The organism is Brucella oryzae (assembly GCF_041929965.1).
Classification (GTDB): domain Bacteria; phylum Pseudomonadota; class Alphaproteobacteria; order Rhizobiales; family Rhizobiaceae; genus Brucella; species Brucella oryzae.
In genome coordinates this window covers 22,237-43,958 of record NZ_JBHEEO010000017.1, presented here as the reverse complement: position 1 = coordinate 43,958, position 21,722 = coordinate 22,237, and the positions used below count along the sequence as shown (strand labels likewise).

Here is a 21,722-nt window from a genome sequence, read left to right as displayed (position 1 = left end):
TTTATCGAGGCCCCGGAACCAATTATTCCGGGGCTTTTTATCAGGGTTTCATTTTCGTTGAGTTTCGTATTGTTTCGTTTAAATTCGTTTTAGCATTGAGAGAGCAGGAGGAGCCCGCCCCATGACGCAGTTTATCGGTTCCATCGATCAGGGAACCACGAGTTCGCGTTTCATCATTTTCGACAGGCAGGGCGATATCGTCGCGAGCGACCAGCGTGAACACGAGCAGATTTATCCCAAGGCGGGCTGGGTCGAACACAATCCGGTAGAAATCTGGCGCAACACGCAGCACGTCATTGCCGCCGCACTCAAAAAGGCGAAACTGAAGGCAAGCGATATCGCTTCCATCGGCATCACCAACCAGCGCGAAACCACCCTGCTCTGGGACAGGAAAACCGGTGCGCCGCTCTATAATGCAATCGTCTGGATGGATACGCGCACCGACGAACTCGTCGCCCGTTACACGAAAGAGGGTGGCGCGGACCGCTTGCGCGCGAAGACGGGCCTACCGATCTCGACCTATTTCTCCGGGCTGAAACTGCGCTGGATACTCGATCACGTTCCGGGTGCGCGCGAAAAAGCCGAAGCCGGAGACGCTCTTTTCGGCACTATCGACACATGGCTGGTCTGGAACCTGACCGGCGGCACCCATGGCGGTATTCACATCACCGATGTGACCAATGCGTCCCGTACCCAGCTCATGGATCTTTCGACACTGAAATGGGACGAGGGCATCCTCCGTCTGTTCGATATTCCGTCGGCCTGCCTGCCGGAAATCCGCTCTTCAAGCGAAGTCTATGGCGAGATCACCCTGCCCGCGCTCTCCGGTGTCAAACTTGCGGGTATTCTGGGCGACCAGCAGGCAGCGCTCTTCGGTCAGGCATGTCTGGACCCGGGCGAAGCCAAGAACACCTACGGCACCGGCTGCTTCATGCTGATGAATACCGGCGAGAAACTGGTGCCCTCCAATTACGGTCTGCTGACCACAGTTGCCTACAAGATCGACGGTGCCAAGCCGGTCTATGCGCTGGAGGGTTCGATTGCCATTACCGGCGCTCTGGTGCAATGGCTTCGCGACAATCTCGGCATTATCAAAACGAGCGGCGACATCGAAACGCTGGCGCGCACGGTTGAAGACAATGGCGACGTCTATTTCGTTCCCGCCTTTTCGGGTCTTTATGCGCCGCACTGGCAGGATTCCGCGCGCGGCATCATCGCCGGGCTGACCCGCTTCGCCAACAAGGGCCACATTGCGCGCGCGGCTCTGGAGGCGAGCGCCTATCAGGTGCGTGAAGTTCTCGAAGCGATGGTCAAGGATTCCGGTGTCGAGATCACGGAGCTGCGCGCCGATGGCGGCATGACCATCAACGACCTTCTCATGCAGTTCCAGTCCGACATTCTGGACGTGCCGGTCGTGCGCCCGAAAATCATCGAGACGACGGCGCTGGGCGCTGCCTATGCGGCGGGACTTGCCGTCGACTACTGGAAATCCACGCAGGACATCGTGGAAAACTGGCAGGTAGGGCAGCGTTGGCATGCTCGAATGCCGAGACACGAGCGAGAACGCCTGTTCAAATCCTGGGGAAAAGCGGTTCAGCGCTCCCTCGACTGGGTCGAATAAACACTCGATCTTGACTTATGCCAGTCCGGAAACCGGGACAGGTGCATTGCAAAGCCATTGATTTCAACCGCCCGGTGGACGTTTACACCCGTCGGCACGGATTTTTTTAAACCTTTTTCATGGAGTTAATAATGAGCAGCGGTTTTATCGGTGAATTTCTGGGCACGATGGTGCTTGTTCTGCTCGGCGACGGTGTTGTCGCCAATGTGCTGCTGGCAAAGTCCAAGGGCCAGAATTCCGGCTGGATCGTGATCGCTGCAGGCTGGGGATTTGCCGTTTTGTGCGGCGTATTGGTGGCGGTTGCCGCAGGTGCGCCAGGTCATCTCAATCCTGCGGTCACGCTCGCTTTCGCCGCTGCCGGTACTTTTCCGGCTCATGAGATATTGCCTTATATCACTGCGCAGATGCTCGGGGCATTTACAGGGGCGATCCTCGTCTATCTGGCCTATCTGCCGCACTGGAAGCCAACCGACGACCAGGAACTTAAGCTGGGCGTATTCTGCACCGCACCAGCTATCCGCAACATTCCTGCCAATTTCCTGACTGAAGTCATCGGCACATTTGTTCTTGTGTTTGTCGTCATCGCCATCGGCGCAAAGGCAGTCGGCGCAACTGGTGCACTCAACCCTTTGATGGTCGGCCTGCTGGTATGGGCGCTCGGCGTTTCGCTAGGCGGCCCAACAGGTTATGCGATCAATCCAGCCCGTGATCTTGGTCCGCGCATAGCCCACGCGCTTCTTCCCATTCCCGGCAAGGGCGGTTCAGATTGGGCCTACGCATGGGTACCTGTCGCCGCCCCGCTCGTCGGTGGTCTTTTCGCCATGGCCTGCGCCAGTGCGGCCGGCATGATATAAGCGCTTTATCGGTCAGCGGGATAAGGTGTCCTGACAGCCAGAAAGAACCCGACGACGAAAAACACGACCAGCACCGACATGCCTGCAGCGGCAGACGATGTAAGCGCTGTGACGCTTGCAACCAGAAACGGTCCCAGAAAGCTGGTCGCGCGTCCGGCCAGCGCATAAATGCCGAAATAGCGGCCCGATTCCTCCGGCTTGATGCTGCGCGCAAACCACGACCGCGACGAGGCCTGAACCGGGCCGAAGGCCGCGCCGATCATCAGACCATAGATGAGATAGGCATGTTCCGCGGAACTGGAGAACAGCCCTCCCTCCGGAGCGGGCGCAAAGAGCATCAGGCCGAACAGGGTGTAATCGCGCCCGGTCGAGACGATGCCGATAGAGGCAAGCAGCAAGAGCACCAGCGAGGCGATAACGACCGCCTTGGAACCAATCCGCGTATCGACACGGCTTGCGACCAGGCAGCTGAAAATGGCCACGACATTCATCACCATACCGAAAAGCCCGATCTCGGTGATCGTCCAGTTGAACAAGGCCGCCGCATAGCCCGCACCAAGCGCCAGCGTAGCGTTGACGCCATCCTGATAGATCATGCGCGCCAGAAGGAAACGGACCAGTCCAGGCCGTTTGCGTGCCTCGGCCAGAGTTACCTTCAGCTCCGCAAAACCGGAGCGCAGCGCCTTGCGCAGAGGCTCACCGCGTTCTGTATCCGGCGTGAACAGGAACATCGGCAATATGAAAACAAAATACCAAAGTGCAGCCAGCGGTCCCGTAATGCGCGCATCCTCGCCCAGAGCGGGATCGAGACCGAATAGCGGCTTCATGCCAATGATGGTTCTGCCGGTCTCGGGCGAGGCCGCCAGACACAGCACGACGAAGATCAGCACAATCATGCCGCCCAAATAGCCGAGCCCCCAGGCGATGTTGGAGACGCGCCCGATATCCTCGCTCGGCACCAGACGCGGCATCATGGAATCATTGAAGACGATGGAAAACTCGGCAGCCACCATGGCCATCGAAAACGCGCACAGTACCCAGAACAGATTCGCACCCGGAACGGCGAACCACAGCAGGCAGAGGCCTATAATCTTCAGCACAGCGAAAAAGCCGATCCATGGCTTGCGCGCACCCGTCTTGTCCGCAATTGCTCCCAGAACAGGGGACAGGATCGCGATCAGAAGACCGGCAACCGCGATGCCGTAACCCCACGCAATCTGACCAGCCTCGGGACTCTCAGCCATACGCGAGATGAAATAAGGCCCGAAAATAAAAGTTGTGACAACAGTAAAAAAGGGTTGTGCAGCCCAGTCGAACAGCATCCAGCCCCAGACGCCGCGCTGCGAAGCATAGCGACGCATCGTCACCGTTTGGTCGGTCAATGCTAACCTCCTGCGCACAAAATCAGCGGGACCATATAATGGTGTTCAGCACCAGACAACCAACAAGAAAAGGGTGGCCGAAGCCACCCTTTTCATTTGTGGATCGATTGGATCTATTGCGCAAGATCAGACATCAGACCCGCTGCAACCGCCAGACGCGAGACCGTCAGGTCACCACCTTCCGTCAGCGCCACCATGCGGCTCTTCACCTGCTCGATGCGCGCGCCATCGGCCGCAAACCAGGCTGCCGCCGGGTCCTTGTCCTTGGCAAAACGCTTGAGCGCTGCAATGGTGATGCCGCGCGCAGCCTGCGTGATCGTATCGCTCGCACGAGACAGGGCAAGCCCGTCATAGTAATCCGTAACCGGGATGGAGCGCGCGGCTTCCTCGATGCGTCCGATGCGGAAGGCTTCCGAAACACCGAAATAGGTCTTGGCGGTTACCACCCGGTCGGCACCGGCCAGATGCGCGATCAGCGCGATGTCCGGCATGATGCCTGCAAGCTGCAGATTGGCAAGACGCCCTGCCAGCTTTTCCGGCGCACCTTTTTCCACGAAAGCGGCCTTGTCGGCCTGAAGCGTATTCTTGAGGAATTCCGGCATCAGACCGTCGAAACGCGGTTCCAGCTCGGCACGTGCCTTGGTGATCGTATCCACCAGTTCCGTCAGATTGGCGCGTGTCGTATCGTTGCGCAGCACCCAGGCCGTCGTCGCCTGCAGCATCTCGCCAACGAGATGGTAGAACTGGTTCTGCACATCGCCCGGCACCTTATTGTCGAGCGCATCGATGGCATCGTAGATCGTGTCGATATCGAAACCGTCACGCACCGCCACATAGGCGCGGACGATATCGGCAGGCGACTTGCCGGTCGTATCGGCAAGACGGCTGATGAAGGTGATGCCGCCGCGATTGATGACATCGTTTGCCAGCAAGGTCGCGACGATTTCCCGACGCAGACGATGGCTGGAAACTTCCTCCGCATAGGTTTTCACCATGCGTTTCGGGAAATAGCCCATCAGCAGCGACTGGAAGTAAGGCTCGTCCGGAAGCTGGCTTGCGACCAGATCATCCGACAGCGACAGCTTGGCATAGGCGAGCAGAACCGCCAGTTCCGGACGTGTCAGCGGCTGGCCCGCCTTCTGGCGTTCAGCCAAAAGCGCATCGGACGGCAGATACTCGACCTTGCGATCAAGAAGCTTGCGATTTTCCAGCTCCGCCATGAAGCGGGCCTGATAGGGCAGCTCTGCCAGTCCCTGACGTTCGCTCAGCGAAAGCGCCAGCGGCTGCAGATAGTTGTTGCGCAAAACCAGTTCCGACACGTCGTCGGTCATACTGACCAGAAGCTTGTTGCGCGCCGGGCGCTTGAGCTTGCCCGAACGCATGGCAGCGGCAAGCGCGATCTTGATGTTGACCTCGACGTCCGAACAGTTGACGCCTGCCGAATTGTCGATGGCGTCCGTATTACCGCGACCGCCTGCCAGCGCATATTCGATACGCCCGCGCTGCGTTACGCCAAGATTTGCACCTTCGCCGATCACCCGCGCGCCCACTTCCGAGCCGGTAATGCGGATCGCGTCATTGGCGCGGTCGCCTACCTGTGCGTCCGTTTCAGCGGACGAGCGGATATAGGTGCCGATACCGCCGAACCAGAGGAGATCGACCTTCGATTTCAGGATCGCGGTCATGATTTCCTGCGGCGTGCCGGAAGTCTTTCCAAGGCCGATGACTGCCGCTGCTTCTGGCGAGAGTGTGATCGTCTTCTGGCTACGGCTATAGACGCCGCCGCCAGCCGAAAGCTTGGAGCGGTCATAGTCCTGCCAGCTCGAACGCGGCAGCTCGAACAGGCGCTTGCGCTCGGCAAAGCCATCGGCGGGAACCGGGTTCGGATCGATGAAGATATCGCGATGGTCGAACGCAGCCACCAGCCTGATCTGCTCGGAAAGCAGCATGCCGTTGCCGAACACGTCGCCCGACATGTCGCCCACACCGGCAACCGTGAAAGGCTCGCTCTGGATATCCATGTCGAGTTCGCGGAAATGCCGCTTCACGGCTTCCCATGCGCCGCGCGCGGTGATGCCCATGCCCTTGTGGTCGTAACCGGCGGAACCGCCGGATGCAAAGGCATCGTCCAGCCAGAAATCATGCGCCTGGCTGATGGCATTGGCGGTATCGGAGAAGGTGGCCGTGCCCTTGTCGGCGGCAACGACGAAATAAGGATCGTCATTGTCATGGCGTACGACTTCCGCCGGCGGCACGACATGATTGTCCTCGATATTGTCAGTAACCGACAGAAGCGTGGAGATGAACACCTTGTAGGCATCGCGACCAGCTTCGAACACCGCATTGCGATCGCCGCCGACCGGCAGGCGCTTCGGATAGAAACCACCCTTGGCGCCAACAGGCACGATCACCGCGTTCTTGACCTGCTGTGCCTTCACAAGGCCCAGCACTTCGGTGCGGTAATCCTGCGCGCGGTCCGACCAGCGCAGACCACCGCGGGCGACAGCGCCGAAGCGCAGGTGCACGCCTTCCACTTCCGGCCCATAGACGAAGATTTCGCGATAGGGGCGCGGGCTCGGCAGGCCTTCGACAAGGCGCGGATTGAGCTTGAAGGCGAAGGTGACGCGCGGCTTCCCGTCGGCATCCGGCTGGTAGGCATTGGTGCGCAGGGTCGCTTCGATCAGATTGCGGAAACGGCGCAGGATCTGGTCGTCGTCGATGCTCGGCACGCCAAGCAATGCGGTCTCAATGGCGTCAACCAGCTTCTTTTCAGCCGCATCGCGGCGCTTGGCAGAAGGGTTGAAGCGCAGATCGAACAGCGAATAGAGATCGCTGGCGATTTCCGGATAACGGTTCAGTGCAGCCGCGATGAAGCCCTGCGAATAGGCAATGCCTGCCTGCTGCAGATAACGGCCATAGGAACGCAGGATCATGATCTGGCGTGCCGAAAGCCGCGCGGTCTGTACCAGCGCGTTATAGCCGTCATTGTCGGCCAGACCGTCCCAGACATTGCGGAACACATCTTCCAGCATCTCGCCATCGTCGGAGAGATCGACCGGTGCGCCATAGGCGTTCACGAGCTGCATATCGTGCACGTAAACGGCAGCGCCATCCTTGCCAGCATGAGGCAGGTCGATGGTCTGCTCGCTGACGACGCGGAACCCCATGTTTTCCAGAAGCGGCACACGCTGCGACAGCACAACCGGCGCGCCGTGATGATAAAGCTTCAGCGAAACCGCATCGGGACCATCGGTGCGATAACGATAGAAGTCGACGAAAAGTGGAGCTTCTGCGCTGAGGCCGGCAATGCGTTCCGCATCGACGAGTGCTTCCGGCGCGGTGAAGATTTCGCGGTAGGATGGGGGGAAGCTGGCAGCAAGCGCGACGGTCTTTGCATCGGCAGTGTCGGAGCTTTCACGCACCGCATCGTCCCATGTGCGAACGATGGAACGCACTTCCGCTTCCAGCGCTTCACGATCCACATGCGGCGTGGAACGCTCGTGACGGCGAATGACGAACTGGACGCGCGTCAGGCCGTTCTGCAGGAAGACCGGATGGAATTCGAAACTGTCACCGCCATAGACGTCGACCAGATAATGCCCGATCTTTTCGCGCACGACCGAGTCGTAACGGTCACGCGGGATATAGACCAGCACCGTCGCGAAACGGCCGAAACGGTCGAGACGCGGCACGGCACGAACACGCGGACGTTCGCCGAGCGCCAGGATCAGTTCGGCATTGGCCGTCAGGCTTTCCACGTCGATCTGGAAAAGCTCGTCGCGCGGATATTCTTCCAGCACATTGATGAGCGCCTTGCCCGAATGGTCCTCGCGGTTGAAGCCCAGATGCTTGATGACCGCATCGGCCTTGGAGCGGATGAACGGAATGCCTGCAACCGAACTCGTATAAGCGACCGAAGTGAAGAGGCCGACAAGGCGCAGTTCACCAATGGCCTCGCCCTTCTCGCCGAATATCTTCACGCCGACATAATCGAGATAGGAGCGGCGATGCACCAGCGAAAGCGAATTCGCCTTGGTGACGATCAGCGGCTCGCTGCTGTCAAGGAATTCCGTTACCTCGCGCGGCGTCACCGTGTCGTCGTCATCCTTGCGCAGGACGCGGACTTCATTGTCGTTGAGGATACCGAGCGTTTCCTTCACCGGGACCAGTTCGCGCTTGTCGCCCTTGCCCTTGAAGGTCAGTTCGCGAAGCCCGAGGAAGATGAAACGATCATCGCGCAGCCATTCCAGAAACGCGATGGCTTCCGGCATGGCCGGATCGCTCGTCATTTCGGAAACGCGCTTGTAATCGGCAATTGCGCCATCGAGGCGCTTCAGCATCGGCTTCCAGTCGCTGACGGCCGAGCGAACCTGTCCAAGCACACGCTTGATGGCGGCAGTCAGGTCGGCCTTGGCCTGCTTATCGAGGGCGGGAAGATGGATCTGTACCAGGCTGACGCGCTCAACGCCCTTGGCAGGCGCGAGCTGCGATGCCTCACCCAGAATGACGAGCTCGTCCTTTTCGCGTGCAATATCCAGAACCGGATGCACGACCATGAAAATCCGGCTGGCATGATCGTTCAGCTCACCCATGATGGAATCGAGCAGGAACGGCATATTGTCATTGACGATGGTGATGACGCTGACGGGGCGACCATGGCGTTCGATACCGTTATCGACGCTGATGATGCTCTTGCCCTTGCGCCAGGAGTCGAGGGCGGCGTAGCCGTGACGGGCTGAGCTGTCGAGGGCGGCGGCATCGTAAGCGGCCAGATCTTCTGGCGGCGCCCATTCGAAGAGAAGCTGCGAGAAGGCCGTAAGCGCCTTCGATTTTCCTCCCTTCTTCTCCTCCTTGCTTGCCTTGGAACCTTTAACCTTGCTCGACCGATCCTGCTTTGCAGTCACGTCGGATACTCCTGTCATGATGGCAATGCGCGCCAAACTAGCAGATTAGGCATCGGTTTCGATGGCAATTCGCTCAAAATAACGAAAAATTTCCCGGAAAGTCAGAAAGATCGCATTTAATCCATTTAATTTGGAACAAAACTTCGAAAACTTCCCGCAAAATTTCGAAATATGCCAGTGGATTTCCCCGCGGACAGTAAAAAGTCCGGCCAAAAGGGCAAAAGCTGAGGCTGACTTTGCCACATTTCAGACTAAAGTTGCAGATGATTCTAATAATGAATCGGTCTGTCAGAGCTCGATCAGGTGGTCGTCCAGCTCATTGATATTGTCTGCTCCTGCCGGGAAATGCTTCTCTAGCAAAAGCCCGGCCTGACCGATGGCCAGCACGAAGCCTTCTGCCACCTGCGCGCGCGATGCATGATGGATGAGCGTCGCGACAATTGCGTTCCACTCGTCCTGTTCGACACGCGCATGGATGCCCGCATCAGCGATCACCTCGGCATAATGTTCGGCCATCGAGACAAAGAGCAGAATGCCGGTGCGGTGCTCCGTAATATGGACATTGCGCGCCAGAAACTGCTGCAGTGCATTGAGATGGGCGCGCTTGTAACGGATGCGACGCGGCACCAGCAACATGCGGATGGACGGAAAGAACCAGAGCACCAGCATCGCAGTCAGGAATGCTGCCAGCACCGCAAGCCCGAACATGGGCAGGCGGATATCGAACCAGTACCAATGAGCGAGAAAGGCTGCGATTACCGAAGCGATCAGGATGCCGCAAGTCGCAACAAAGCCCGCCGCAAAGAAATAATCGTCGCTGGAGCGCGCCAGAACGGCATAGATTTCGCCGCTGGTTTCGGCTTCCGCCATGCGGATGGCCTCAGCAATGCGGGCATGGTCCTCGGCGCCAATCAACGTGTGATGCTTCATCCTTGCGTCTCCCTACCAGCTGCCCGAGGCGCCGCCGCCACCGGATGAGCCGCCGCCACCGGAGAACCCGCCGCCTCCCCCGCCGGACGACCAGCCACCGCCGCCGCCCCAGCTTCCGCCACCTCTGCCGCCAGAGCCGCCGCCGCGATTGTTGTAATCCACGACCATGCCGAGCCACTGATATTTGCCGGGCCCGATCTTGCGTCCGAAAACCGGCGTCAGGATCGCCATGCCGAAACCGCCGAAGAAGATCAGGCACCAGAAGGTGATAAAGACGACAAAGACCCAGTCGACGTCGTCCGAACTCGACTGCACATTGCGCTTGGCCCGCGCTTCAAGCTCGGCTGCATCGCCGGAAAGCACGGAAAGGATACCGTCAACGCCTTGCACGATACCGTTCGAATAATTGCCGGTGCGGAATTCGGGAATAATGGTGCCGTTGATGATGACGCTTGAAAGCGCATCGGTCATGACGCCTTCGAGACCATAGCCGACCTCGATGCGCACCTTGCGGTCATTGGGCGCGACCACGAGTAAAATGCCGTTGTTTTCCTGTTTCTGCCCCAGCGCCCAGGCACGGAACAGGCGGTTGGAATAGGTTTCGATGTCTTCGCCATTGAGGCTCGGGACCGTCACCACGACCACCTGATCCGACGATTTCGCTTCAAAATCGGCAAGCTTTTGGGTCAGTTGCTGGCGCTCTGCGGGATCAATGATGCCCGCCGCATCCACCACGCGGCCCGTGAGGGCCTGTGCGGGTTTCGCCGCATCCTGTGCAAGCGCTGCGGTGTGCAGCGTCAGCGCTGCGGAAAACAGCAGAAAAACGAGCGCAAGGAGATGCCGCGGCCAGCCCAGCCAGCCCCCCAGCCAGCCAAGACCGCGGCGATCACGCGAGAGTGCCGCACTCACCATAAATCACGCCGTCAGTTGAAGTTGACTTTGGGCGCGGCCTGACTGCCTGCATCGGCACTGAAGCTCTGCATGGGCTGCGCATCGCGATACCAGATCCACGTCCAGATCATTGTCGGCATGGTGCGCAGCGCCGTGTTGTAGACGCGAACCGCCTCAATATAGTCGCGACGTGCGACGGCGATGCGGTTTTCGGTGCCTTCAAGCTGCGACTGCAATGCAAGGAAGTTCTGGTTGGCTTTCAGGTCGGGATATTTTTCAACCACCACCATCAGGCGCGACAGCGCGCTTGTCAGATTGGCCTGATTATCCTGAAACTGCTTGAAGAGTTCGGGATTGTTGAGCGTTTCGGGCGTGATCTGCACCTGCGTCGCCTTGGCGCGCGCCTCGATCACGGCCTGCAGGGTTTCCTGTTCGTGTGCGGCATAGCCTTTCACGGTCTCGACCAGATTGGGCACGAGATCGGCGCGGCGCTGGTACTGGTTCTGCACCTCGCCCCAGGCGGCCTTCGCCTTTTCCTCATTGGTCGGGATCGTGTTGAAACCGCAGGCGGAGAGCAGCGGGACCAGAACAGCGAGACCAAGAGCGATGAAAATACGGCGAAAAGAGAAAGAAGTGGCAACCGTCGCAGCCGACATGGACTTCTCCTGAAAAGAGCGCTTTGCCAAGCGCCGGGGAAACAAATTCGTCACCCGCATATGCGTATTCATGCAAATGCGAGCCGTCAAATCAACAAGATAGATGAAATCCTCTCGTTTTCCAGTCGATTTGAACAACAAGGTAAAACCGCGAGCACCATTTCCCGGTTTCAGGGATGCAGCCGGAAAGCGCCACTTTCAACCGCCGCGCGGACAGCGGCAAGCGTCTGGCTGCGCGAAAGCCCTTCCGTGGCCAGCACATGCGGCTCAAGCGGACCCAGCGCTGACAATTGCCTGTGCAGTTCCGCAATCGGTCCCGGATCGGTCAGCGTATTACCGCCCCGCTCACGGCAGCGCCGGATCGCCTCGTCGAGAGACGGTCTCAGAACGACATAATGAAGCGGCGTGGCAAGCATCCGGAACGGCTCGAGGAACCACGGTCCGATGATTCCGTCGACAATGACGAAATAGCCGCCATCGGCATAGGCCTTTGCCACTTTGGTCAGCGCATCCATCACAATGACATTTTGCGCATGCGCCTCCGGCAAATAGGGCTGGATCGCACCGTTTTTGATGAAGTGCCAGAAATCATCTGAATGAAGATGAACCTTCGGCGAACCCGGCTGGTTCGCAAGTATCTCGGCGGTTGTGGTTTTACCGGCGCCCGGTGTGCCGGTCAGGATAAGAATTTCACCAGAATGTTCCATGTCAGATTCGTAGCACAATGATGGCTATCGGTCAGCCGGGTCGCTTCTGATGAGAATGGTCATGCTTACCGCAACAAAAAAGCGGCGGATTGCGCCGCCGCTTTTTCAAAACATAAAACTGCGCGAAGATTATTCGCTTGCAGCTTCTTCAGCCGGAGCAGCAGCGGCTGCGGCAGCTTCAGCGGCCTTTGCAGCAGCTTCTTCTTCAGCCTGCTTGGCCATGGCCAGGCGTTCCTGAGCCTTCTTGCCCGGCTCACCCTTGGTCGGATTGCTGCGGGTCGGACGCTTTGCAAGACCAGCCTGGTCGAGGAAGCGCAGAACGCGGTCGGTCGGCTGTGCGCCCTGTGCAATCCAATGCTGGATGCGGTCGGCATCGAGCTTCACGCGTTCAGCGTCCTTGGCCAGCATCGGGTTCCATGCACCAACGGTTTCGATGAAGCGACCGTCGCGCGGGCTGCGGACGTCGGCAACAACGATGTGGTAGTAAGGACGCTTCTTGGAGCCAGCGCGGGCCAGACGAATCTTCAGAGACATTTTTTCTTCCTCGTGTTTAATGGTACCCTGAGTTGGTAGCTCAGAGCCTCTGGTCGGTAGCCAGAGAAAAAGGGTTAGTCGTTTGTGTTTCCGCCGTGGTTTGCGGCGGCATGCTCATGATGCCGAATGACTTCCTTCACGATGAAGTTCAGGAATTTTTCGGCGAAATCGGGATCGAGATGCGAGTCGACTGCAAGGGCGCGCAGACGTTCCACCTGACGCTTTTCGCGGGCCGGATCAGCCGGTGCGAGGCCGCGCTCGGCCTTCAGAACGCCGACAGCCTTGGTGCAGCGAAAACGTTCGGCCAGCATGTGGATCAGCGCAGCATCGATATTGTCGATGGAAGCGCGCAGTGCCAGAAGTTCAGCCGGTGCAGTGTTCTGTTCGTCGCTCATGATGCTCACTTCTTCTTCGGCAAGCCGGGAAGGCCACCGCCAAGACCGGGAAGCTTAGGCCCTCCCAAACCGGGGAGACCGCCGCCAGAAAGTCCAGGCAAGCCACCGCCTTTCGTCAGACCGGCTGCTTCCGCCTGCTTGGCAAGCGCTTCAAGCTGCTTCGGGTCCATCTTCGACAGATCCGGCATGCCGCCGAGGCCGCCCATGCCACCGCCCAGACCGCCAAGGCCCATCTTGTTGGCAAGGCCGCCCATCATCTGCTTCATCATTCCGCCCTTGCCCTTGCCCATGACTTTCATCATGTCGGCCATCTGGCGGTGCATCTTGAGAAGCTTGTTGATGTCGGCAGCAGTCGTGCCTGAACCTTTGGCAATGCGCTGCTTGCGGCTGTGCTTGAGAATATCGGGATTGGCGCGCTCGGCCTTGGTCATCGAGCCGATGATGGCAAGCTGGCGGTCAAACACCTTGTCGTCGAGACCGGCTGCTGCTGCCTTGTCCTTCATTCCGCCCATGCCGGGCATCATGCCCATGATGCTGCCCATGCCGCCGAGCTTTTTCATCTGGCCCAGCTGATCGGCAAGATCATTGAGATCGAACTTGCCCGACTGCATCTTCTTGGCCATCGCCGCGGCTTTTTCCGCGTCGATGTTTTCAGCAGCCTTTTCCACGAGCGAAACAATGTCGCCCATGCCGAGAATACGGTCGGCGATGCGCTTGGGATAGAATTCCTCCAGCGCATCCATCTTTTCGCCGGTGGCGATCAGCTTGATCGGCTTGCCGGTGATGGCGCGCATCGAAAGGGCTGCACCACCGCGCCCATCGCCGTCCATACGGGTCAGGACGATGCCGGTAATGCCGACGCGTTCGTCAAAATTGCGCGCCAGATTGACGGCGTCCTGACCGGTCAGGCTGTCGGCAACAAGCAGGATTTCATGCGGATTGGCGGCCTTGCGGATATCCGCCATTTCCACCATCAGCGGCTCGTCAATATGCGTGCGGCCAGCGGTATCGAGAATGACGACATCATGCGCGCCAAGCTTTGCAGCCTGAACGGCGCGTGCGGCGATTTCCACCGGCGACTGACCGGCGATGATCGGCAGCGTGTCGACGCCCGTCTGGATGCCAAGCTGGCGAAGCTGTTCCTGCGCGGCGGGACGGCGCGTATCGAGCGACGCCATCAGCACCTTCTTGCGCTGACGCTCGGTCAGGCGCTTGGCGATCTTGCCGGTTGTCGTCGTCTTACCTGAACCCTGCAGACCGACCATCATGATGACGACAGGTGCCGGCGCGTTCAGGTCAATCGCAACGCCTTCGGTGCCAAGCATCTCGACAAGCTCGTCATGGACGATCTTGACGACCATCTGGCCGGGCTTGATGCTTTTCAGAATTTCGGCGCCGACGGCTTTTTCACGCACCTTGTCGGTAAACGAGCGAACCACTTCCAGCGAAACGTCGGCTTCGATCAGCGCGCGACGTACTTCGCGCAGCGCTGCGGCCACGTCGGCTTCGGAAAGAGCGCCGCGTCCGGTAAGGCCGTTCAGGATGGAGCCAAGGCGCTCCTGAAGTGATTCAAACATTGCGTTTCCTTTTAATCCGAGAAGAGGCTTATGCTTCGTCAGGGATAAATCGTCCCGTGTGTCTGCCAGTTCAAGAAGCAACCAAAGCGATACAGCACCCGAGGGCGCATCGCGCTGTCGGATGTGGACCTCCGGGATCTCTTTATACCAAATGGGTCCCGGTCGGTGGCTCGCGCTCTGAAGATCGCGGATAGATTGGAGCTGGCTTTAAGGCGATCAGCCCCCAATGTCAAGCAAAAGGCCCGGAACACATTGAAGCCGACCCCGGTTTTGGGCGCATCCTGAAAAGTGTGAAACCTTTTTCGGAACAAGATGCGCCCTCAAACAAACCGGGGCCGGTTTCATTTTGCCATTCCGTCTATTGTGCAGCCACGCTGGCCAGCGGATCGCCGATGCCCAGCACATAAAGGCCGATCATCAGAAGCGTTCCTGCCAGAACCACATAATAGATCGTGGGGATAATGGTCATGCGCAGGGTCGTGCCTTCGCGTCCCAGCAAGCCGACCGTGGCCGATGCAGCCACAACGTTGTGGATCGCGATCATGTTGCCAGCCGCAGCACCGACCGATTGACCGGCAACCATCAGCGCACCGGAAACGCCAAGCCCTTCCGCCACACCATACTGGAACTGGCTGAGCATGAGGTTCGATACCGTATTAGACCCGGCAAGGAACGCACCCAGCGCACCGACGGAAGGTGCAAAGAACGGATAGACATTTCCAACTTCGGTAGCGACCCAGTCCGCAACCATCAAAGGCATACTGACCAGTTCGTTGCCATTGACGCCTGAATTGATCATGACGCGCACCATCGGCACGGTGAACAGGAGCACGAAACCTGCGCCCACCAGTGTCTTTGTGCTTTCTCCGAAAGCCTTGGCAAACTGTCCGCCATTCATGCGATGCAGGAAGAAGGTGATCAGGCAGACGATGACCAGAAGACCGCCCGGCAGGAAAAGAGGCGTGAAATCACCACCAATCCCGGTTTCACCCATAATATCCTTGGCAACGAAAGTGATCGATTTCAGCGCATTGCCCACGGACGGGAATGTGCGGCTGACCACGAGAAAGATCGCCAGAAGAATATAAGGCGTCCACGCCAGCGCAAGCGGGATATTCTTCGAAGTCAGTTCATCGAGCTTGATCTGGACGGTGCCGACCCAGCCTGCAGGCCATTCCGAAGCAGGCGCGAAATCCCAGCTTTGCTTCGGCATGAGAAAGCCGCCGCGCGCCGCAAATGTCGCCAGCGAAAGTCCGACGAGACCGCCGATCATGGACGGAAATTCTGCACCGAGGAAAACCGCGCTCAACGCATAAGGAATGGTGAATGAGAAGGCCGCAAACAGCGCGAAGGGCAAAATGGCAAGCCCTTCCGTCCAGGAGCGGTTGCGCCCGAAGAAGCGGGTCATGATGACCACAAGAAACAGCGGCATGAACGTGCCGCAGATTGCGTGCAGGATAGCCACTTCCGATGTGATGATGTGGAAAAACTGTTCCCAGCTCGACCCGACGCCCTGCAATTGCGTTGTCAGCGCCTCGCGATTGAGACCGGACTGAACACCGACGATGAGCGGCGTGCCGACAGCCCCAAACGACACCGGCGTGGACTGGATAATCAGTCCGAAAGTAACAGCGGCAAGGGCCGGAAACCCGACAGCCACCATCAGCGGTGCCACAACGGCGGCAGGGGTGCCGAAGCCGGACGCACCTTCGATGAACGACCCGAAAAGCCAGGCAATCAGGAACACCTGAATGCGCCGGTCCGGGCTGATCTGGGCGAAACCGGAGCGGATCGCAGAAATGCCGCCGGAATATTTGAGTGTATTAAGAAGCAGGATCGCGCCGAAAATAATCCAGAGCAGACCTGCTGTCTGGATCAGGCCCTGAATGGTCGAGGCAATGACCCGGTTGCCGCTCATGCCCCAGATCACCATGGCAATCAATACAGTCAGCACATAGGTCACCGGCATCGCGATGCGGGCCTGAATTCGAAATCCAACCAGCATGACGCCGGCTACGAGAATTGGCAAAAACGCAAATAGCGCAAGAAATCCGTTCGACATGTGGCGTCCTCCCCGTCAATGTCACGAACTTTGAAAGTCAACAATGCAAATGCTGGTAAAGAAATTTTACCAGTAGGACTATAAGCAATAGGTATGAAAGCCACAGCTTCCAAGCGAAAAATTGAGCTCGCGGTTTGGGGGCCAACAAAAGCTTGCTGTTTTTGTGCAAAAATGTTTGTAAACGCGGCATTTCGCATACGCTTCTGCGCGCTTTGCCGTTGCCGCATGACATTTGGTGTAAGGAATGGCAAATTCGCGTTGAGGTCGAATCAACTCCAAAGGAGAAACGAATGGCATTGGTTGCCAAGGGCCGGTCTTGGACGGCAGCAGCAGTTCTTGCAATGGGCATAATGACGGGAACAGGCATTGCCGAGGCAGCCCAGTGCGGCAATAACGCCGCCGGTTACAACGCCTGGCTCCAGCAGACAATGAAGGAAGCCGCTTCACGTGGTATCGGCAAGGCCGGGATCAGCGCACTTGGCAATACCAAGTACGCGCAGGCAACCATCAATGCTGACCGCAACCAGAAGAGCTTCAAGCTCTCCTTCGAACAGTTCATGCAGAAGCGCGGCGCCGATACCATCATCAAGCGCGGCCGTGCACAAAAGCAGCAGAACGCAGCTCTCTTTGCCGCGATCGAAAAGCGTTACGGTGTTCCAGCCGGCCCGCTGATCGCGATCTGGGGTATGGAAACCGGCTTCGGCGCCTATCTTGGCAAGCAGCACACTTTGTCGGCTGTCGCGACGCTCGCCTATGATTGCCGCCGCAGTGAATATTTCACCAACCAGCTCTATGCAGCTCTCCAGCTGATCGACCGTCAGGATCTCAATCCGAATGCGGTTGGCGCCATGCATGGTGAAATCGGTCAGACGCAGTTCCTCCCGGTCAACGTTCTGAAATACGGCGTCGACGGCGACGGCAGCGGCCATATCGACATGGCCCGCTCCAAGGCGGATGCGCTCTATTCAACCGCTAACTTCCTCGTCGGCCATGGCTGGCAGCGCGGTGCAGGCTATCAGCCGGGTGAACCCAACTACGGCGCGATCCAGGGCTGGAATGCCGCGCAGGTCTACCAGCGCGCCATCGCCGTGATGGGCAAGGCTATCGACGGTAAATGACAATCAAGGGTTGAAATTGCCGTAAAATAGCCTCAATTATCACAGAATAGCCCCAAAGTTTGGGGCTATTTTTGTATGTTTTGTTGCGAATTTTCGCGTTTGGAAGACAAAAACGCCGATTTCGGTTGTCCAAAATGTGGCAAACGACCCCTTTCGATCAGAGAGGAGCCGTTTCAGGAAGCGTTTTCTGAAAGCTGGATCAGACAGGGTCAGGCCGCGTGAAATCACCCGTCTGATGATCCATCACCCACAGTTCACCGGTCGAAATATCGAACCATGCGCCATGCAGGGTAAGCTTGCCCTTCTTCTCCAGAATATCCACGCAAGGAAATGTGCGCAGATTGTTGATGGAGTAGCGGATGGAGATGCGCTCCAGCGCGGTCTGGCGCTCGGTTTGCGTCATGAGCTGATTGCCGCTGATAGCTTCGGCGGCAGGCGCGATGAGGCTCATCCATTTGCCGATGAAGTCGCCCGGCGAAAGCGGTGCACTTTCTGTGTCGAGCGCAGCCTTGATGCCGCCGCAACGGCCGTGGCCCATGACGACGATATTCTTCACCTTGAGGCTCTGAACCGCAAATTCCAGCGCTGCCGAAGCCGCATGATATTCGCCATCGGGTTCATAGGGAGGAATGAGGTTGGCAACATTGCGCAGGACGAAGATTTCGCCGGGCGCCGTGTTGAAGATGGTTTCGGGAGCTGCACGCGAATCACAACAAGCGATAACCAGCGTTTCCGGTGATTGTCCCTTGTCGGCCAAATGGCGATATCGTGAAGTTTCGTGGGTAAAATGCTCGCGCATGAAGGTTCGGTAACCGGCGAGAAGTGAGTCTGGAAGATCAACCATATTTTTCCAATATCCCTATCGAAAACCGAGATCAATCGAAATGCATTGCGCGGGCTGCGTCCAATTGGACGCATGATCCCGCTCGTTTTCCTGCAGGCTTCTCAAGAGAGCGGTCGCCGGGCAAACTCCGAAAGCCAGCTCATTTTTGCATTATATATCGCACGGCGATAACCAGAGCGGCAGCGCTCCAGCCTCAAGCGCGGAGCCCCTTGGTCGGATGCATCAGCCGCCGCGTCTGCACCATGGCCATCGGCGTAGCGAGGCTCGACGCATCCGCCTCCAGCATCAGCTCATCCGCCCCGCGCTTTGCCGAACGCGCCATGATCTCGAACACCGCCGCCGTGGTGCTTTGCAGCATCTTTTCCTCCGCCATGCCGGACAGGCGGCGCGCGAGAAACACGGCAGAAGTCAGATCGCCAAGACCATTGGTGGGACCATCCACACGGCGATGTTCGGCCATCAGCGCCATGGTCGGCGTGAGCAGGATATTGCCGATGCTGCCGCTCATCAACGGAAAGGCCGATGTCACCAGCATGGTGGCCGGCCCCGCATCAAGCGCCGCTTCCATGAGCGCCGTATTGTCTTCCAGCGGCACGCCGGTCAGCCATGAAAGCTCGAAACGATTGGGTGTCGCGATATCGGCAAGCGGCAGAAGCCTGTCGCGAATGCCCATGGCCGTCGCTTCGGGCACATAAAGCCCCTTTTCGTCACCGATGACCGGATCGCACAGATAGACAGCTTCCGGGTTTTTCGCCTTTACGGCTTTGACCAGTTCGGCAACGGCTGCCGCCTGCTCTGGATGGCCGAGATAGCCGGTCAGGACGGCGCCCACCTCGCCAAGCCACGGCGCACGCTGAAGATCCTGCATCAGGCGCGAAAACTCTTCCGCAGGCGGCACGATGCGTCCGGCAGGCCCGTGGCCCGGATGCCATGGCAGCACCACGGTCGGCACGGCCCAGACGGGAAAACCCAGCGTTTCCAATGCGAATACGGCGGCTCTATTGCCGACCGATCCGCGCACGACATGGCTTGAGATGACAATAACGGTTGTCGCATCCGAAGGCGCAGGAAGCGTCATTGGGTACCTAGCTTTGCATGAGATAGAAAATAAGCCAGACGATGATCGCCAGCGTGATGAGAAAGCCGAGCCCGCGCCCGATACGCGTGGCCCAAAGCTCGATAGGATCATTTTCGGGAGCGTCTGCGGCGGCCAGATGATGCGCAGTGCGGGAAAATCCGCGCCGCACGATGCCTTCGGCACCGGTCTGCTCGCGTTCGAGCCTGTCGAGAATACGCCGGGCCTCTTCCTGGCGCTCGCGTCCCGGCCCGCCGCCTTCCCCTATGCCCGCCTGCTGGCGCTCGCCCATGCTCTGCCTGCCCTTTGCAATGACCCAGTGTGGTGGATTTGAATTCGAAATTCGTTCGCAACCCTGCTCCAGAGTGATACGAATTTCGGATTCGCCACACTAGTTTCCAACAGAAGAAACAGGCACAGCATCACGCTCAAAAGGCCGTTCTGCAAGCAGAATATTGCAGTCTTATACCAGGGCGCTGAGATGCTAACGCATCACGCCCTGAAAATGCTCAGTCGCCGCACGGGCTTAACCAAAACTCGATGAGTTTGACTCATCGAGTTTTGGTATTATGCGAGCTTTATGATGAGCTTTCCGAAATTGCCGCCTTCCAGCAGGGAAATGAAAGCTTTCGGCGCATTTTCCAATCCATCGACAATGTCTTCGCGATAACGCACCTGACCGTCGGCAATCCACTTCACCATGTCATGGTAAAAGGCTGGCCTCTGATCGGCAAAATCGCGCTGGATAAAGCCGCGAATGGTCAGGCTTTTCGACAGAATATCCCGCATCACCAGCGGCAGCCGGTCAGGCCCGTCGAACGGCCCGCTCTGATTATACTGCGCGATCAGGCCGCAGACCGGCACCCGCGCAAACTGGTTCAGCAGCGGAAACACAGCATCGAAGACCTTGCCGCCGACATTCTCAAAATAAACGTCAATGCCCTTCGGGCAGGCCGCAGCCAGTTCCTGAGCGAAATTCTTGCTGCGGTGGTCAATCGCCACATCGAAACCAAATTCATCGATCAACGCCTTGCATTTATCCGCTCCGCCCGCAATGCCGACTGCACGGGCACCCTTCATCCGGGCAATCTGCCCGACGGCAGAACCGACCGGACCGGTTGCCGCCGCAACCACGACGGTCTCGCCCGGTTTCGGCTGGCCTATAGTAAGCAGGCCGGAATAGGCAGTGAAACCCGGCATGCCAAGCACGCCAAGCGCCGTCGTCACCGGCGCCTGTTCCGGGTCGAGCTTGCGCAAGGTCGATGCATCGGCAACCGCATAATCCTGCCAGCCGGAATGGGAAAGCACGAAGTCGCCGGGAGCAAAGCCCGCGCTCCTGCTTTCGACGACTTCGCCGACCGTGCCGCCCTCCATCACGTCGCCGATTGCCACCGGCGCGGCATAGGATTTGGCCGCGCTCATACGCCCGCGCATATAAGGATCGAGCGACAGATAGTGCAGTCTCAAGAGAACCTCGCCATCGCCGGGGCTCGGGAGCGCCGCTTCCTCCAGCCGGAAATTTTCTGCGGTCGGACGACCTTCAGGGCGCGATGCCAGCACGATACGGCGATTGATCTTTTCGCTCATGAACGGAACTCCTGACAGTGACGATCGGGCTTCGAGCTACATATTATTAGTTTAGGGCGATGATCGGAAAAGTTGAGCTTTTGCAATCAAAATCAAGCTATACATCCGTTGTGAACGCTTGGCTTGGAAAGCTGTTCCAAAGCTGGCGATTTTGCGCCATGCATTACCCTTTTTGCAATTCGCTCCAGCCTTGGGACAAATGGCATGAATCAAGACAGGCTTTTTCTCTTGAAACCGGGTTTTGAAGATCCGGCTTATCCCGGCCAGCTTTTCTATTGCTGGCATTGCGCGCTCATCGAGGGTGTTCTGGCTTCGTTTCCAACGCTGGGGAGCAGTCTGGACATTGAGCGCGTCGACTGGCAGCGTCCGCGCAAGGCTGTCATAGAGCTGGCAGGCGAAGACAACCAAAACCTGCCCCTATTGATATTGAAGGATGGCGACCGCTCCCCGTTCGAGACCGGTATGCATGAAGGGCGTTCGCTGATCGGCGACCCGCACAAGATACTGGCCACCCTTGAGGAGCGGCACGGATTTCCGCTGCCGCATCCCTGAAACAAAACCCCGCCACAAGGGCGGGGTTCGCTT

General features: G+C 58.4%; 18 protein-coding genes. 4 read left to right on the top strand and 14 right to left on the bottom strand.

Features of this window, described 5'->3' with window-relative positions; translation table 11 throughout:
* Positions 1-121 precede the first annotated feature (121 nt).
* Both glpK and JNC70_RS16520 read left to right on the top strand, forming a co-directional pair.
* Positions 122-1,621 (top strand): glycerol kinase GlpK, encoded by a 1,500-nt coding sequence (gene glpK / locus JNC70_RS16525; protein WP_104756527.1) that lies wholly within the window; start codon positions 122-124, stop codon positions 1,619-1,621.
* Between the two features lie 131 nt (positions 1,622-1,752).
* Complete coding sequence (locus JNC70_RS16520) at positions 1,753-2,475, top strand: MIP/aquaporin family protein (RefSeq protein ID WP_104756526.1); 723 nt, start codon at positions 1,753-1,755, stop codon at positions 2,473-2,475.
* Positions 2,476-2,480: 5 nt separating this feature from the next.
* On the opposite strand, the gene JNC70_RS16515 is transcribed toward JNC70_RS16520, so the two are convergent.
* From JNC70_RS16515 to JNC70_RS16470, 10 genes are all read right to left on the bottom strand, one after another.
* Positions 2,481-3,836, bottom strand: a complete 1,356-nt coding sequence (locus tag JNC70_RS16515) for an MFS transporter (RefSeq protein WP_104756564.1) — start codon at positions 3,834-3,836, stop codon at positions 2,481-2,483.
* 134 nt (positions 3,837-3,970) lie between these two features.
* Entirely contained in the window at positions 3,971-8,761 is a 4,791-nt protein-coding gene (locus tag JNC70_RS16510; protein WP_104756563.1) for an NAD-glutamate dehydrogenase, read from the bottom strand.
* 288 nt (positions 8,762-9,049) lie between these two features.
* Entirely contained in the window at positions 9,050-9,691 is a 642-nt protein-coding gene (locus JNC70_RS16505) for a TPM domain-containing protein (RefSeq protein ID WP_104756525.1), read from the bottom strand.
* A 12-nt stretch (positions 9,692-9,703) separates the two neighbouring features.
* The gene (locus JNC70_RS16500; protein WP_374788725.1) at positions 9,704-10,603 is read right to left on the bottom strand and encodes a TPM domain-containing protein; all 900 of its coding nucleotides are present in this window, start codon (positions 10,601-10,603) and stop codon (positions 9,704-9,706) included.
* A gap of 11 nt (positions 10,604-10,614) precedes the next feature.
* Positions 10,615-11,238 (bottom strand): LemA family protein, encoded by a 624-nt coding sequence (locus JNC70_RS16495; protein WP_104757433.1) that lies wholly within the window; start codon positions 11,236-11,238, stop codon positions 10,615-10,617.
* A 170-nt stretch (positions 11,239-11,408) separates the two neighbouring features.
* On the bottom strand, positions 11,409-11,945 hold the full coding sequence (locus tag JNC70_RS16490; protein WP_104757407.1) for an ATP-binding protein: 537 nt from the start codon (positions 11,943-11,945) through the stop codon (positions 11,409-11,411).
* Positions 11,946-12,074: 129 nt separating this feature from the next.
* The gene (gene rpsP / locus JNC70_RS16485) at positions 12,075-12,479 is read right to left on the bottom strand and encodes a 30S ribosomal protein S16 (RefSeq protein WP_010661492.1); all 405 of its coding nucleotides are present in this window, start codon (positions 12,477-12,479) and stop codon (positions 12,075-12,077) included.
* Positions 12,480-12,553: 74 nt separating this feature from the next.
* A complete protein-coding gene (locus tag JNC70_RS16480; RefSeq protein WP_104757434.1) occupies positions 12,554-12,874 on the bottom strand; it encodes a chorismate mutase in 321 nt (106 codons plus the stop codon).
* A 5-nt stretch (positions 12,875-12,879) separates the two neighbouring features.
* The gene (ffh, locus tag JNC70_RS16475) at positions 12,880-14,451 is read right to left on the bottom strand and encodes a signal recognition particle protein (RefSeq protein ID WP_104757408.1); all 1,572 of its coding nucleotides are present in this window, start codon (positions 14,449-14,451) and stop codon (positions 12,880-12,882) included.
* 358 nt (positions 14,452-14,809) lie between these two features.
* Positions 14,810-16,513 carry an L-lactate permease gene (locus JNC70_RS16470; RefSeq protein WP_104757409.1) on the bottom strand — a complete coding sequence of 568 codons (1,704 nt, stop codon included), beginning with the start codon at positions 16,511-16,513 and terminating at the stop codon, positions 14,810-14,812.
* A 290-nt stretch (positions 16,514-16,803) separates the two neighbouring features.
* On the opposite strand from JNC70_RS16470, the gene JNC70_RS16465 reads away from it, so the two are divergent.
* The gene (locus JNC70_RS16465) at positions 16,804-17,631 is read left to right on the top strand and encodes a lytic murein transglycosylase (RefSeq protein ID WP_104757410.1); all 828 of its coding nucleotides are present in this window, start codon (positions 16,804-16,806) and stop codon (positions 17,629-17,631) included.
* 199 nt (positions 17,632-17,830) lie between these two features.
* On the opposite strand, the gene JNC70_RS16460 is transcribed toward JNC70_RS16465, so the two are convergent.
* The 4 genes from JNC70_RS16460 to curA all read right to left on the bottom strand — a co-directional run bounded on the left by JNC70_RS16460 (position 17,831) and on the right by curA (position 21,137).
* Entirely contained in the window at positions 17,831-18,475 is a 645-nt protein-coding gene (locus tag JNC70_RS16460) for a carbonic anhydrase (protein WP_104757411.1), read from the bottom strand.
* A gap of 193 nt (positions 18,476-18,668) precedes the next feature.
* On the bottom strand, positions 18,669-19,553 hold the full coding sequence (gene pdxY, locus JNC70_RS16455; RefSeq protein ID WP_104757412.1) for a pyridoxal kinase PdxY: 885 nt from the start codon (positions 19,551-19,553) through the stop codon (positions 18,669-18,671).
* A 7-nt stretch (positions 19,554-19,560) separates the two neighbouring features.
* Positions 19,561-19,842 (bottom strand): hypothetical protein, encoded by a 282-nt coding sequence (locus JNC70_RS16450; RefSeq protein WP_104757413.1) that lies wholly within the window; start codon positions 19,840-19,842, stop codon positions 19,561-19,563.
* A gap of 275 nt (positions 19,843-20,117) precedes the next feature.
* Entirely contained in the window at positions 20,118-21,137 is a 1,020-nt protein-coding gene (curA, locus tag JNC70_RS16445; RefSeq protein ID WP_104757414.1) for an NADPH-dependent curcumin/dihydrocurcumin reductase, read from the bottom strand.
* Between the two features lie 204 nt (positions 21,138-21,341).
* Between curA and JNC70_RS16440 the strand changes: the two genes are divergently transcribed.
* Positions 21,342-21,689, top strand: coding sequence for a DUF3088 domain-containing protein (locus JNC70_RS16440; protein WP_104757435.1), 348 nt, complete (start codon positions 21,342-21,344; stop codon positions 21,687-21,689).
* The last annotated feature ends 33 nt before the right edge of the window (positions 21,690-21,722 follow it).

Excerpts from the sequence above, each read along its gene's own strand:
- glpK (WP_104756527.1), top strand. The coding sequence starts at position 122 with ATGACGCAGTTTATCGGTTCCATCGATCAGGGAACCACGAGTTCGCGT.
- JNC70_RS16520 (WP_104756526.1), top strand. The coding sequence starts at position 1,753 with ATGAGCAGCGGTTTTATCGGTGAATTTCTGGGCACGATGGTGCTTGTT.
- JNC70_RS16515 (WP_104756564.1), bottom strand. The coding sequence starts at position 3,836 with ATGCGTCGCTATGCTTCGCAGCGCGGCGTCTGGGGCTGGATGCTGTTC.
- JNC70_RS16505 (WP_104756525.1), bottom strand. The coding sequence starts at position 9,691 with ATGAAGCATCACACGTTGATTGGCGCCGAGGACCATGCCCGCATTGCT.
- JNC70_RS16500 (WP_374788725.1), bottom strand. The coding sequence starts at position 10,603 with ATGGTGAGTGCGGCACTCTCGCGTGATCGCCGCGGTCTTGGCTGGCTG.
- JNC70_RS16495 (WP_104757433.1), bottom strand. The coding sequence starts at position 11,238 with ATGTCGGCTGCGACGGTTGCCACTTCTTTCTCTTTTCGCCGTATTTTC.
- JNC70_RS16490 (WP_104757407.1), bottom strand. The coding sequence starts at position 11,945 with ATGGAACATTCTGGTGAAATTCTTATCCTGACCGGCACACCGGGCGCC.
- rpsP (WP_010661492.1), bottom strand. The coding sequence starts at position 12,479 with ATGTCTCTGAAGATTCGTCTGGCCCGCGCTGGCTCCAAGAAGCGTCCT.
- JNC70_RS16480 (WP_104757434.1), bottom strand. The coding sequence starts at position 12,874 with ATGAGCGACGAACAGAACACTGCACCGGCTGAACTTCTGGCACTGCGC.
- ffh (WP_104757408.1), bottom strand. The coding sequence starts at position 14,451 with ATGTTTGAATCACTTCAGGAGCGCCTTGGCTCCATCCTGAACGGCCTT.
- JNC70_RS16470 (WP_104757409.1), bottom strand. The coding sequence starts at position 16,513 with ATGTCGAACGGATTTCTTGCGCTATTTGCGTTTTTGCCAATTCTCGTA.
- JNC70_RS16465 (WP_104757410.1), top strand. The coding sequence starts at position 16,804 with ATGGCATTGGTTGCCAAGGGCCGGTCTTGGACGGCAGCAGCAGTTCTT.
- JNC70_RS16460 (WP_104757411.1), bottom strand. The coding sequence starts at position 18,475 with ATGGTTGATCTTCCAGACTCACTTCTCGCCGGTTACCGAACCTTCATG.
- pdxY (WP_104757412.1), bottom strand. The coding sequence starts at position 19,553 with ATGACGCTTCCTGCGCCTTCGGATGCGACAACCGTTATTGTCATCTCA.
- JNC70_RS16450 (WP_104757413.1), bottom strand. The coding sequence starts at position 19,842 with ATGGGCGAGCGCCAGCAGGCGGGCATAGGGGAAGGCGGCGGGCCGGGA.
- curA (WP_104757414.1), bottom strand. The coding sequence starts at position 21,137 with ATGAGCGAAAAGATCAATCGCCGTATCGTGCTGGCATCGCGCCCTGAA.
- JNC70_RS16440 (WP_104757435.1), top strand. The coding sequence starts at position 21,342 with ATGAATCAAGACAGGCTTTTTCTCTTGAAACCGGGTTTTGAAGATCCG.